At 71.5% G+C, this 12,031-nt stretch carries 14 protein-coding genes; 5 read left to right on the top strand and 9 right to left on the bottom strand.

The window, feature by feature from the left end; translation table 11 throughout:
- Positions 1 to 72: 72 nt before the first annotated feature.
- Positions 73 to 1,653: an ABC transporter substrate-binding protein gene (locus ACP6CK_RS27965; RefSeq protein ID WP_426956614.1), complete on the bottom strand. Its 1,581-nt coding sequence runs from the start codon at positions 1,651 to 1,653 to the stop codon at positions 73 to 75.
- A gap of 202 nt (positions 1,654 to 1,855) precedes the next feature.
- On the opposite strand from ACP6CK_RS27965, the gene ACP6CK_RS27960 reads away from it, so the two are divergent.
- A complete protein-coding gene (locus ACP6CK_RS27960; protein WP_426956613.1) occupies positions 1,856 to 2,560 on the top strand; it encodes a creatininase family protein in 705 nt (234 codons plus the stop codon).
- A 7-nt stretch (positions 2,561 to 2,567) separates the two neighbouring features.
- Here ACP6CK_RS27960 and ACP6CK_RS27955 read toward each other — a convergent pair whose 3' ends face one another.
- The 5 genes from ACP6CK_RS27955 to ACP6CK_RS27935 all read right to left on the bottom strand — a co-directional run bounded on the left by ACP6CK_RS27955 (position 2,568) and on the right by ACP6CK_RS27935 (position 5,385).
- Positions 2,568 to 2,729 carry a hypothetical protein gene (locus tag ACP6CK_RS27955; protein ID WP_426956612.1) on the bottom strand — a complete coding sequence of 54 codons (162 nt, stop codon included), beginning with the start codon at positions 2,727 to 2,729 and terminating at the stop codon, positions 2,568 to 2,570.
- A complete protein-coding gene (locus ACP6CK_RS27950; protein ID WP_426956611.1) occupies positions 2,726 to 3,475 on the bottom strand; it encodes an SDR family NAD(P)-dependent oxidoreductase in 750 nt (249 codons plus the stop codon). Before ACP6CK_RS27950 ends, ACP6CK_RS27955 begins: the two co-directional genes overlap by 4 nt.
- A complete protein-coding gene (locus tag ACP6CK_RS27945; protein WP_426956610.1) occupies positions 3,472 to 4,491 on the bottom strand; it encodes a ketopantoate reductase family protein in 1,020 nt (339 codons plus the stop codon). The genes ACP6CK_RS27950 and ACP6CK_RS27945 overlap by 4 nt, the downstream gene beginning before the upstream one ends.
- 109 nt (positions 4,492 to 4,600) lie before the next feature.
- Positions 4,601 to 5,023, bottom strand: coding sequence for a VOC family protein (locus ACP6CK_RS27940; protein ID WP_426956609.1), 423 nt, complete (start codon positions 5,021 to 5,023; stop codon positions 4,601 to 4,603).
- A gap of 29 nt (positions 5,024 to 5,052) precedes the next feature.
- On the bottom strand, positions 5,053 to 5,385 hold the full coding sequence (locus tag ACP6CK_RS27935) for a DUF1491 family protein (protein ID WP_426956608.1): 333 nt from the start codon (positions 5,383 to 5,385) through the stop codon (positions 5,053 to 5,055).
- Between the two features lie 110 nt (positions 5,386 to 5,495).
- Here ACP6CK_RS27935 and ACP6CK_RS27930 point away from each other — a divergent pair, with 110 nt between their 5' ends.
- Positions 5,496 to 5,729: a hypothetical protein gene (locus ACP6CK_RS27930; protein WP_426956607.1), complete on the top strand. Its 234-nt coding sequence runs from the start codon at positions 5,496 to 5,498 to the stop codon at positions 5,727 to 5,729.
- A gap of 13 nt (positions 5,730 to 5,742) precedes the next feature.
- Here ACP6CK_RS27930 and ACP6CK_RS27925 read toward each other — a convergent pair whose 3' ends face one another.
- Positions 5,743 to 6,261: a cytochrome b gene (locus ACP6CK_RS27925; RefSeq protein WP_426956606.1), complete on the bottom strand. Its 519-nt coding sequence runs from the start codon at positions 6,259 to 6,261 to the stop codon at positions 5,743 to 5,745.
- A gap of 62 nt (positions 6,262 to 6,323) precedes the next feature.
- Here ACP6CK_RS27925 and ACP6CK_RS27920 point away from each other — a divergent pair, with 62 nt between their 5' ends.
- Entirely contained in the window at positions 6,324 to 7,283 is a 960-nt protein-coding gene (locus ACP6CK_RS27920) for a hypothetical protein (protein ID WP_426956605.1), read from the top strand.
- Here the strand turns inward: ACP6CK_RS27920 and ACP6CK_RS27915 are convergent.
- Positions 7,268 to 8,251 (bottom strand): ketopantoate reductase family protein, encoded by a 984-nt coding sequence (locus ACP6CK_RS27915; protein WP_426956604.1) that lies wholly within the window; start codon positions 8,249 to 8,251, stop codon positions 7,268 to 7,270. The genes ACP6CK_RS27920 and ACP6CK_RS27915 overlap by 16 nt on opposite strands.
- Positions 8,252 to 8,304: 53 nt before the next feature.
- Complete coding sequence (locus tag ACP6CK_RS27910; RefSeq protein ID WP_426956603.1) at positions 8,305 to 9,504, bottom strand: M20 metallopeptidase family protein; 1,200 nt, start codon at positions 9,502 to 9,504, stop codon at positions 8,305 to 8,307.
- 270 nt (positions 9,505 to 9,774) lie between these two features.
- Between ACP6CK_RS27910 and ACP6CK_RS27905 the strand changes: the two genes are divergently transcribed.
- Positions 9,775 to 10,398: a tripartite tricarboxylate transporter TctB family protein gene (locus ACP6CK_RS27905; RefSeq protein ID WP_426956602.1), complete on the top strand. Its 624-nt coding sequence runs from the start codon at positions 9,775 to 9,777 to the stop codon at positions 10,396 to 10,398.
- A gap of 28 nt (positions 10,399 to 10,426) precedes the next feature.
- Positions 10,427 to 11,929 carry a tripartite tricarboxylate transporter permease gene (locus ACP6CK_RS27900; protein ID WP_426956601.1) on the top strand — a complete coding sequence of 501 codons (1,503 nt, stop codon included), beginning with the start codon at positions 10,427 to 10,429 and terminating at the stop codon, positions 11,927 to 11,929.
- Positions 11,930 to 12,031 lie beyond the last annotated feature (102 nt).

Raw genomic sequence — 12,031 nt, 5'->3', positions numbered from 1 at the left:
CCGGGGGGGCCGTTGCCCCCCCGGCGGAGGGTCCGGGAGGCAGAGCCTCCCGCATTCCAGCACAGGCAGGATCTAGCGCCGCGAGATGAGCTGGCCGAGCGTCTCCTGGTCCACGCGCGGCGTGAAGGAGAGCTTGCCCTTGCCCATGGCCCAGATCGTCTGCGGCATGACGATCGGCAGCATCGGCCGCTCGTTCATGCTGATGTCGGTCGCCTGGATGAACAGCGCGCGGCGGCGGTTGTCGTCCAGGGTGCGGACGGCCTCCGCCAGCAGGCGGTTCACCTCCGGGTTGTTGTAGCCGGAGCGGTTGAAGTTGCCGAAGCCCTGGGCCGGGTCGGGCGCGTGGATCATCGCGGCGTAGGTGTAGGCGGCCTCCCCGGTCAGCGTGCCCCAGCCCGACATCTGCAGGCTGTAGTCACCCCGGGTGGAGGCCGGGAAGAAGACAGTGCCGGTCACCGCGTTCGGGTTCGCCTTGATGCCGACACGCGACCATTGCTGCGCCAGCGCCTCGCACAGCGCGGCGTCCCCGGGCAGTCGGTTGTTGGTGGCGAAGAAATCCACCTCCAGCCCGCGAGGATAGCCGGCCTCGGCCAGCAGGGCGCGGGCGCGGTTCAGGTCCGGGCGGCGCTCCGGCAGGTTCGGGCTGCTGCCGAAGAAGCCGTCCGGCATGAGCTGGCTCATGGGCTTCGCGAAGCCCTCATAGACCACGCGGGCGAGGGCACGGCGGTCGGTGGCGAGGTCGAAGGCCGTCCGCACGCGCAGGTCGCGGAAGGGATTCGCCTCAATCTCCCGCCCGTCCACCTTCACAGGCTTCGGCAGCCGCTCCGCGAGGCTGAAATAGACGTTGAACACGTAGACGCTGTCGCCGATCACCACGTCCATCGTCGAATCGCGCTGCAGCGCCGCGACATCGGTCGCGGGGACGTAATTCACCAGGTCCACCTGCCCGCTCTTCAACGCGGCGATGCGGGCGGCGTCGTTCGGGATCTCGCGCCGGATCACGCGGGCCCAGGGCTGCTGCCCGCCCCACCAGCCGTCGAAGCGCTCCACCACCAGATCGCCGCGCGGCTCCCAGCGGACGAACTTGAAGGGGCCGGTGCCGATCGCGGCCTCGCCGGAGTTGAACTGCTCGTTCCGCGGCGCCATGCCGATCTTCTTCGGCACGATCATCAGGCGGGTGAAGTCGTTCGGCAGCGTCGGCGCCGGTCCGTCCGTCGTGACGTGGATCGTCAGCGGATCCACCACGCGGGAGGACTTGGCGCGCTTGGTGTAGAGCACCATCGACATCGGCCCCGTCACCTCGGGGATGCGGTCGAGGGAGAACTTCACGTCCTCCGCGGTGAAGGGGGAGCCGTCGTGGAAGCGCACGCCCTCCCGCAGCTTGAACTCCCAGGTCGTGTCGTCCACCGGGCGCCAGGAGGTCGCGAGGCCCGGCTTCAGGGCGAGGTTCTCGTCCTGGAAGATGAGGCTGTCGAAGACGTGGCGCAGCGCCTCGATATGGCCGCCGAGGGTGGACCAGTGCGGGTCGATGCTCTCCGGGCCGGAGCGCACGCCCACGGTCAAGGTGGGGCCGGTGCCCTGGGCGCGCAGCCCGGCGGCAGGGGCGAAGGACAGGGCGGCGGCGCCCGAGAGGAACAGGCGGCGGTTCAGCATGGGGACCTCGCGCGGCTGGAATCTGCGGGAGACTAGGCCGGAAATCGCCGGGCTGGGAATGACGCCGGATGCGTCTTTCGTTCCCCTCGCTGCAAGGCCTGCCCGCGGCCGGGGCGGTTGCCTCACGCCGTGGCGCGGCCCGCCTCCTCCCCGGGCAGGGCGGCGGCCGCTATGACCGGCCTGGATCAGGGATAGGGGCCCCATGAGAATCGCGGACATGGACTGGCGCGCGGTCGAGGACTGGCTGGCGCATGACGACCGCTGCGTCTTGCCGCTCGGCAGCACGGAGCAGCATGCGGGGCTCTCCCTCTCGGTGGACAGCATCCTCTCCGAACGGGTCGCGGCCGAGGCGGCGGAGCCATTGGGCGTCCCGGTCTTCCCGGTCCTCGCCTATGGCATCACGCCGCTCTTCACGGCCTATCCCGGCACGGTCAGCCTGCGGGCCTCAACCTACCTCGCGATCCTCACGGACGTGCTGGACGGTCTCTACGCCCAGGGCTTCCGGCGGGTGCTGATCTGCAACGGGCATGGCGGGAACGGGCCTGGCGCCCCGGCGGCGCTGGAGTTCATGGCGCAGCGGCCGGACGCTCGAATCCGCTGGCACGATTGGTGGAAGGCGCCGAAGATCTTCGCCGCCGTTCAGGCCACCGATCCCGTCGCCAGCCATGCGAGCTGGATGGAGAACTTCCCCTGGACGCGGCGGCCGAACGCCCCTCCCCCGCCCGCCGGGGCCAAGCCGATGACCGACACGGACCGGCTCCGCACGCTCTCGCCCGTCTCGGTGCGGGCGCAACTCGGGGACGGCAATTTCGGCGGCCTCTATCAGCGCCCGGACGAGGACATGCTTCGCATCTGGGACGTCGCCGTGGCGGAGACGCGCGCGCTGCTGGAGGGCGGCTGGGACTGAGCGCCGCTCAGACCCGGTAGTGATATTCGCCGGGCGTCCGCAGGACGGGGTAGCGCCCCTCCTGCGGGACCGGCATCCAGTCCGGGCGGCCATCGTCGGGCACGATCGGCCGCCCCGGCCCGCCGCACCCGGCCAGGAAGAGCAGGACGAGGAGGGCGAGTGCCCTCACCGGCCCCCGTCCACGGAGAGGATCTGCCCGTTGACGAAATCCGCCAGCGGGGAGGCGAAGAAGATCACCCCGTTGGCGATGTCGTCCGGCGTGCCCAGGCGGCGCAGGGCGATGCGGTTGATCATCGCCTTCTGCCCGGCATCGCCGTAGCCGGCCCATTGCTCGGCCGAGGCCGGATTGCTCGGGATCAGACCGGGCGCGACGGAGTTCACGGTGATCCCGTGCGGCCCCAGTTCCTGGGCGAGCTGGAGCGTGAGCCCGATCACCGCGTGCTTCGCGCTCGTATAGGCCTGGATGCCGGTGAGCGACGCCCGCAGCCCCGCGCCGGACGAGATGTTGACGATCCGCCCGCGCCCGGCCCGCTTCATCCCCGGCGCCGCGGCGCGGGACAGGGCGAAGGCGGCACCGAGGTTCACCGCGATCACCGCGTCCCAATCGGAATCCGAGACCTGCTCCACGGGCTTGTGGACCTGGCCCGCGACGCCGCCGGCGTTGTTCACCAGCACGTTCAGCGGCCCCGCCTCCCGCTCGATCCCGGCGATCCAGTCGGCCGCGGCCGCGCGGTCCGTCAGGTTCAGGGCGGCCACGGAGATGCCGGCCTTCGCCGTGTCGGCCAGCAGGGCGGCATCCGGGCCACATCCGTAGACGCGGGCACCCAGCTCCGCGAAGCGCTCGGCGATGCGGCGGCCCAGGCCATGCCCGGCGCCGCTCACCGCCACCACCTGTCCGTCGAAGCGAAGGTTCACGGGATCAACTCCAGCAGATTGTCGTCGGAGAGCGGGCGGCGCCCGTCCTCGATCTCGTGGATGAGGTCGGCCAGGCGGGACAGGCCGGGGCAGGCGATGCCGCGGGCCGCGCCGGCCTCGATCACCGGGACCACCTGCGCGTCCACCTCCGTCCGGCGCTTCCGCACGGCCAGATCGCGCCAGATGCCGGAATGGGTCTTCGCGCTCCCCCGGTTGAACTCGACCATGGCGGCGAGACTCTTCCGGGTCGCCTCCATCGGCGCGCCGGGGCGGAGGGCATCGGGGTCGAAGCCGTTGAAGCCGAGCGGCGTCACGCCCTCGGCCAGGGCGACGGTGACCGCCTCCTCGCCCAGGCGGCGGAAGCGGGTGTCCAGCTCGGGGCGGGCCAGGGCCTCGGCAATGCCCTTCATCCCCAGCGCCTGGGCGAAGAGCAGCGCGCCATAACCGAGCTTGCCCCAGAGATAGGCGTGGACGTCGGGCGTGGTGATCGCGTCCGGCTCGAAGATCCGCATGACCTCGTGCAGGGCGGCGAGCCGCGGTGTCATCCGCCCGTCGATCTCCCCCAGCACCACGGCGGCGCGGTTCCCCATCATGACGTGGCCCGGCTCCATCCAGTCCGCGCCGAAGTTCACGAAGGCACCCATCGTCCGCGCCGGGCCGACGACGCCGGCGATCACCCGCTCGCAGAGGCCGTTCTGGAGGGAGAGGACATAGCCGTTCTCCGAGAGGTGCGGCGCCAGGGCGCGGGCGGCCTCGGCGGTGTGGTGCGCCTTCACGCAGAGGAAGATGCGGTCCCAGGTCCCCCGGACCTCTTCCGGCAACAGGGCGGGAGCGGTGACGGTGAACTCCTCCACCGGGCCGGAGATGCGGAGGCCGCGCGCGGGGTCGCGGATGGCGGCCACATGGTCCGGCACCACGTCCACGAAGGTCACGTCCTGCCCCGCACGGCGGAGGAAGGCCCCCACCGTCCCGCCGATCGCCCCCGCACCCCAGATCAGGATCCCGTCACTCGCCATGCGCGTCCGCTCCGTGAGGCGGCGAGGCTAAGCCGCTGGCCGGAAAAGCACACGCCGCCCGGGCCGTCGTTGCGCCCCCGCGGCCGATCTTCCCTGGGTCGGGAGTTCATCAGGTCCCGAAGGTGACGTGGCCCTGCGCGTCGATCGGCCAGGCGGGATTCCAGGAGATCTCCCATGCGTGCCCGTCGGGGTCGGCCACGTAGCCGCGGAAGCCGCCATGGGGCGGCGCATCGCCTGGGCGGAGGATGCGGCCGCCGAAGGCGGCCAGCCGATCCAGCAAGGGCTGCACATCCGCCTGCGCCGGCACATTGTGGGCGAGGGAGAAGCCGCCGGGCCGGACGGGCGCGGGCTGGCGCATGTCCTCGGCGAGGGACGCCTCCTGCCAGGTGCCCAGCATGAGGCCGTTCATCTGGTAGAAAATAATGTCCGCCTGCTCGTAGACCGGCTGCCAGCCGAACCCTTCGACATAGAAGCGGCGTGAACGGGCGAGGTCGGCCACGCCGAGCGTCACGGCGGAGATCTGCTGCTGCATCCCACCCGTCTCCTTGTCGCCCGACGTCGCTAGAGGATCCGCGCCTCGAAGGGCGGCTGGCCGTCGGGGGCGTCGAACTCCAGCACCCAGAGATCCGGGTCCCGCTTCACCTGGCGGGCGACATAGGCGTCCGCGTCGGGCTCCTCCACCGGGGCGGCGCCGGTGCCTCGCATCCAGGCCTCCCGCCCCTGCGCGTCCCGCACCTGGGAGAGGACGACGACCCCCTCCCGCGTCCGCAGGACGCAGAGAATGCCGCCGCTGTCCGGGTCGCCCTTGCGGAGCACCATGCCGGATCGCCCGGCCTGGTCCGCCAGCCGCAGCGCCATCCCGGCCCAGAGGCCGGCCTTCACCCGGGGTTCCATATTCCTTCACCTGCGCCCGGAGACGGAGTGGGGCAAGCCCTTGATCCGCCCCTTGATCCCTCGGCGCCGGCGGGCCATTCCATGCGGCCTCACGATCCAGAGAGTTCGCCATGGCCGCACAGCCGCCGCGCATGACCGAGGCCCAGCGCGCCTACGAGGCCCGCCGCGCGGCGAAGGCGGGCATGAGCCTCGAGAAGTGGCTTGCCGCGAAGGAACGCGACCGCGAGAAGGAGCAGAAGGCCGCGCAGGAGGAGAGCGCCCGCCGTGCGGCTGAGGCGGCGCCGGCGAAGAAGCCCGGCCTGTTCCGCCGCCTGCTGGAGCGGGCGCAGCAGCCGCTGAAGTAGACGCCGCGCGGCGCTAGAGCATCCGCCGGAGCGTGTCGTCCCGCCGGATGAAGTGGTGGAACAGCGCAGCCCCGGCATGCAGCGCGACCAGCCCGATCAGCGCAAAGCCCATGGTGTCGTGGGCCAGGGAGAGGATCGGCGCCCACCGCTCGCTCCGCCCGATCGGGTCGGGCAGGTGGACGAGCCACCAGAGGTGCAGCGGGAATCCCCAGGCGTTGGTCGCCAGGAAGCCCGTGACCGGCATGGCGATCAGCAGGGCGTAGAGCCCGAAATGGCTGGCATGGGCGCCGAAGGCCATGAAGGGCGGGATGCTCGGGTCCAGGGGCGGCGGCGGATGCCCGGCCCGCCAGACCAGCCGGAACAGGGTGATCAGCAGCAGCGTCACGCCGATGCTCTGGTGGATGTCGTAGATCGTGAACTTGGTCGGATCCGGCAGTTCGACCCAGACCATCACGAGGCCGAGCAGGATGGTCGTCAGGATCAGCGCGACGGTCAGCCAGTGCAGCATCCGCGCGACGGCGTTGTAGCGCATCGGTCCCCTCCCGGCCTCCCGGACTCGGCCGAAGCGGAGCCTAGACCATTCCGGGGGCGGCGGTGTTCCCTGGGGCACAGCCCGTGATCGCGGCCCATGCGGACTGGTCGGCCCATCCGGGGAAGCGGTGGTTCAGCCTTGCTCGGCGTCACGCCGGGGGCTGGGTGGCAGAGGCACCGCGCCCGGTCGGCGACCCCGCGGCCCTGACCTCGGCGCTGCTGGCCGAAGGCGCGCCCTTGGCCCTCGGGCTGGACCTGCCGCTCGGCCTCCCTCGCGCCTGGGCGGCGGCGCGGCCGGAACCGGATTTCCCGGCCTTCCTGCGCGCCCTGCCGCACCGGCCCGGCTTCCTGTCGGTGAACCCCACCCTCGAGACGGTCTCGCGCGACCGTCCCTTCTACCCATTGCGCGGTGTCCGGGGCATGACGCGCGCCGCCCATGCCGCGGCGCTTGGCCTGTCGGGCCCCTCGGACCTATCCCGCCTCTGCGACCGGGCCACGGCGGAGCGGCCCGCGGGGGCACCTCTTTTCTGGACGCTCGGAGCAAACCAGACGGGGAAGGCGGCGATCTCCGCCTGGCGGGACTGGCTGGCACCCGGTCTGGCGGAGGGCGCCCCGCTCCGCCTCTGGCCCTTCGAGGGCGGGTTGCACGCGCTGCTCCGTCCCGGCGCGGCGGTGCTGGCGGAGGTCTACCCGGCCGAGGCGATGCGTCACCTCGGCGTGCGGCTGGCCGGGAGCAAGCGGGACCGGGCCGCGCGCCTGACGGCCGTCCCGGCGCTGCGGGATGCGATGGCCAGGCTGCGCGTCGTTCCCTCCGCCGGGCTTGCGGAGGCGCTGGCCGGGGGCTTCGGCCCCGATGCGGCCGGGGAGGACCGCTTTGACAGCCTGCTCGGCCTGCTCGGGCTGATCGGCGTGCTGGATGGGGTCCGTCCGGACTTCGTGCCCGACGACCCCTGGGTCCGGCGCTGGGAGGGCTGGGTCCTCGGCCAGACCGCCCTCCCCCGCCCCGTTCAGGTCGGGGCGTAGAGCCCCGCCGCCTCCGCCGCCTTGCGGGCGAGGGCGACGCTGAGGTCGAGGCTCGGCGTCGCCACCCCGGCCATCCGGGCGAGCGCCAGCGGCTGCAGGAAGATGGCCTCCAGCTCCATCGGCTTCCCGGCCTCCAGGTCCTGAAGGATGGAGGGCTTGTGGGCGATGGTCTCGCTCACCTTCAGCCGGGCCTCGGGGTCCATCTCGATCGGGATGCCCAGGCCGCCCGCGATGGCGGCGGCCTCCCGCAGGTTGGCGGCCGCCGCGGCGCGGATGGCCGGATCGGCCAGCACGCCGGCGATCCCCTGGCGCGCCACGACGCAGAGCGGGCCGCTGCCGATGTTGGCGATGAGCTTCTCCCACACCGCCTTGCGGATGTCGGGCACCACGGGGGAGGAGATCCCCCCGGCCCGGAGGGCGGCCGCCAGCGCCTCCGCCCGATCGCTGATCCGGCCGTCCAGCTCGCCCAGGACCACACGATTGCGGGCGTGCTCCACGAAGATGTGGCCGGGCTTCGTCACGGTGCAGGCGGAGTAGACGACCCCGCCGATGGTCCGCTCCACGCCCACGGCGCGGCGAACGGCGTCGCCGGGATCGAGGGCCGGCAGCCGCTTCCCGTCCATCGGGCCGCCGTGGCGGTCGAAATACCACCAGGGGATGCCGTTCATGACGAAGGCGACCGGCGTCACCGGCCCCAGCAGCGGGCCGATCGCGGCCGCGACGCTGCCGAGAGCGGGACCTTTGACGGTGACGATGACCGCGTCCTGCGGGCCGAGGCTGGCGGGATCGTCCGTCGCCGCCGGCCGGGCGTGAAAGGTGCCGTCCGGGGCCGTGATGGTCAGGCCGTCGGCCCGGATGCCGTCCAGGTAGGCGCCGCGGGCGATGACGCTCACCTCCGCCCCGCCCTGCGCGAGCCGGACCGCGAGGTGCCCACCGATGGCCCCGGCGCCGAAGATGCAGATCCGCATCGGGGCCCGATTCAGACCTTCGGGGCTGGCGCCCCTGCGGTCATCGGACCCGCTCACGCCAGCAGCTCCAGCGCCGCGCGGGAGAGGGCCTGCACGCCCACCGCGATGCTGCCCTCGTCCGGCTGGCAGTCGGCGTTGTGCAGGTGGTCGTGGCGGCCGAGCGTGCCGGAGCCGATCCGCAGATGCGCGGCCGGCGCGCGGGCCGCGAACTCGGCGAAGTCCTCGCTGCCCATGGTCGGGTCTCCTTCCTCCGGGCGGGTGCCGAGCTGGGCCGTGACCGCCGCCAGCATCGGATCCAGCACCCGGTCGGCATTGGCGAGCGCCGGGACGAGCCGCACGTAATCCAGCGTGCAGGTCACGCGCATTCCCGTCTCCAGCCCCGCGACCAGGCGGCGGATCGCCGCCTCGGCCGTGTCGCGGGTCTCGTCGTCCAGGGTGCGGACGGTGCCCTTCAGGTGCACGCGTTCGGGGATGATGTTGTGGACCGTGCCGGCCTGGAAGGCCCCGATCGTGACCACCGCCGGGCGCAGCGGCCGCACCTCCCGGCTCACCACCGTCTGCACCTGGGTGACGAAGTGGCTGGCCGCGACGATCGGGTCCACGGCGTGGTCCGGATGCGCCGCGTGGCCGGACCGTCCCCGGATGATGAGGTCGAACCGGTCCGAGGCCGCCATGCAGGCGCCGCGTACGTAGCCTGTGGTGCCGACCGGCATCTCCGGCATGTTGTGGAAGCCGAGCGCGAGGTCGATCCCCTCCGCCGCGCCGTCCGCGATCATCGCCGCGGCGCCGCCCAGCACCTCCTCGGCCGGCTGGAACACGAGCGCCACCCGCCCGGCCAGCATCGGGGCCAGGCCCTTCAGCACCTCCGCGACGCCCAGCAGAGTGGCGGTGTGGATGTCGTGGCCGCAGGCGTGCATCTTGCCCGCCACCCCGCTCGCGAAGGGAAGCCCCGTCTCTTCCTGGATGGGAAGGGCGTCCATGTCGGCGCGAATCGCCAGCGTCGGGCCGGGGCGGCCGCCCTCGATCATCCCGAGCACGCCGGTCTTCCCGAGTCCGGTGCGGTGCGGGATCCCCAGCCGGGAGAGCTCGGCCGCGACGATGCCGGCGGTGCGGGTCTCCTCGAAGGCGAGTTCGGGGTGGGCGTGCAGGTCGCGTCGGATCTCGATCAGGCGCGGCGCGACGGAAGCGGCGGCCTCCGCGATCCGGCGCGTCGGGTCGTTGGCGCCGTTCTGCAATTCCCGCTGGTCCGACATGGCCCGCTCCGCAATAATGTTGCATTGCACTCTAGGTGAAGAAGCATCCATGACAAGCGCGGGGTGCAGGTGACGCTTGCTGCGCCGCGCGGCGGCTCATAGGTTGCGACACCTCTCACGTTCGGGAGGCGCGTTCAGGAGGGAGGAGGGCACCTCGGTGCCGGACCGCGCCGCCCGGAAGGGCTCGCGGCCGCAGCCGTAGGCGCCGTGCCGATCCCGCCCGTGCCCGCCCCCGGGATCACAAGCCGTGGGGGACGGGGTGGAGTGCTCATGAAACTGAACGCGAAGGATCTCTGGGCCGGGGGATTGCTGATCCTGCTGGCGGTGATCGGTCTCTACATCAATGGCGGCTTCCTCGGCATCGGCCTGGAGCAGCACACGCTCGGCACCGCGCGCCGCATGGGCCCGGGCTACATGCCGATGCTGGTCTTCTGGATCCTGCTCGGCCTCGGCACGCTCGTCTTCGTGCTGGGCCTGAACAGCGGGCCCAATCCGCTGGAGCGGTGGGAGAAGCTCGACCTGCCGATCCTGCTCGCCGGGATCGCGGTCGGCCTGATCGTCTGGCAGGTGCTCCTGCGCATGGGCATTACCGAGAGCTACCGTGAGGTGGGCTTCGCCACCCTCGCCGGGCTGTTGACCATCTCGATCTCGCCGAGCTGGCGGCCGCTTGGCACCCCGCTCGCCTCCTATGCCATCTTCGGCCTCACGCTCGAGCCGCTGGGCCTGATCGTCTCCATCATCAGCCTCTGCGTCGTGTCCTCCTTCGCGGACCGCGAGCACCGGCCGCTGGGCGTCGCCGGCATGACGCTGTTCCTCTGCGTCCTCTGCTGGTTCATCTTCATCAAGCAGCTCGACATCCGCGTGCCGCTCTGGCCGACCATGCTCGGCTACTGAGCCTCCGCAAGAAGGATCCGGACGCACCATGGAACTTCTCTTCTCGAACCTCGCGCACGGCTTCGGCGTCGCGCTGACGTTCGACAACCTCCTCTTCGCGCTGATCGGCGCGATGATCGGTACGGCCATCGGCGTGCTGCCGGGCATCGGCCCGGTGGCGACGATCTCGCTGCTGCTGCCGATCACCTTCGGCCAGCCGGCGACCACCGCCATCATCATGCTGGCGGGCATCTACTACGGGGCGCAGTACGGCGGTTCCACCACCTCCATCCTGCTGAACCTGCCCGGTGAGGTGTCGTCCGTCGTGACGGCGCTGGAAGGCTACAAGATGGCCCGCAACGGCCGGGCCGGCGCGGCGCTGACGATCGCGGCGGTCGGCTCGTTCTTCGCCGGCACGGTCTCGACCATCCTCGTCGCCGCCTCTGGCCCGCTGCTCACCCAGGTGGCGCTCTCCTTCGGACCGGCGGACTACTTCTCCCTGATGTTGCTCGGCCTGATCATCTCGGCCGTGCTGGCGCAGGGCTCGGTGGTGAAGGCCATCGCCATGGTCGTCCTCGGCGTGGCCTTGGGCCTGGTCGGCACGGACGTTCAGACCGGCCAGCAGCGCTTCACCTTCGGCGTGCCGGAGTTGTCGGACGGCCTGGGCTTCGTCTCCATCGCCATGGGCATCTTCGGCATCGGCGAGATCATCCTCAACCTGGAGAAGCCCGAGGCCCGGTCCGTCATGTCGGGCAAGGTCGGCTCCCTCATGCTGAACCGTGAGGAGTTCCGGCGCTCCATCGCCCCGGTCCTCCGCGGCACCGCGATCGGCTCCATCCTCGGCATCCTGCCGGGCGGCGGCGCCTCGCTGGCGGCCTTCGGCTCCTACATGCTGGAGAGCAAGGTCTCGAAGTTCCGTCACCAGTTCGGCAACGGCGCGATCGAGGGCGTGGCCGGTCCGGAGTCCGCGAACAACGCGGCCGCCCAGACCTCCTTCATCCCGCTGCTGACCCTCGGCATCCCGGCCAACGCCGTGATGGCGCTGATGGTCGGCGCCCTGATCATCCAGGGCATCCAGCCGGGCCCCCGCATGGTGGAGGCGCAGCCCGACCTGTTCTGGGGCCTCATCTGCTCCATGTGGGTCGGCAACCTGATGCTGCTGGTCATCAACCTGCCGCTGGTCGGCATGTGGGTGAAGCTGCTGCAGGTGCCCTACAAGTACCTCTACCCCTCGATCCTCATCTTCTGCGCGATCGGCGTGTACTCGCTGAACAACTCGGTCTTCGACGTCTACCAGACCCTGTTCTTCGGCATCGCCGGCTACATCTTCTCCAAGCTCCGGATGGAGGCGGCGCCGCTGCTGATCGGCTTCGTGCTCGGCCCGATGATGGAGGAGCACCTGCGCCGCGCCATGCTCCTGTCGCGCGGCGACCCGATGGTGTTCATCGAGCGGCCGATCTCCGCGACCCTGCTCGGCATCGGGGCGCTCGCCCTGGCCGCCATGCTTCTGCCGAACCTTCGCAGCGGCAAGGACAAGGCGCTCGCCGAGTAGTTTACCGCACTGCAGCAAAAAAGGCCGCCCCGGGACCCCGGGGCGGCTTTTCTTTTGTCCGGGCGTCCTTTACCCAACCCCGGCGCCCAGCTTCGTTCCGGG

This window comes from Muricoccus radiodurans, from assembly GCF_050154705.1.
In the GTDB taxonomy this organism is placed as follows: Bacteria; Pseudomonadota; Alphaproteobacteria; order Acetobacterales; family Acetobacteraceae; genus Roseomonas; species Roseomonas radiodurans.
The sequence above is the reverse complement of the archived record's forward strand: the minus strand, read 5'-3'. Positions and strand labels throughout refer to the sequence as shown.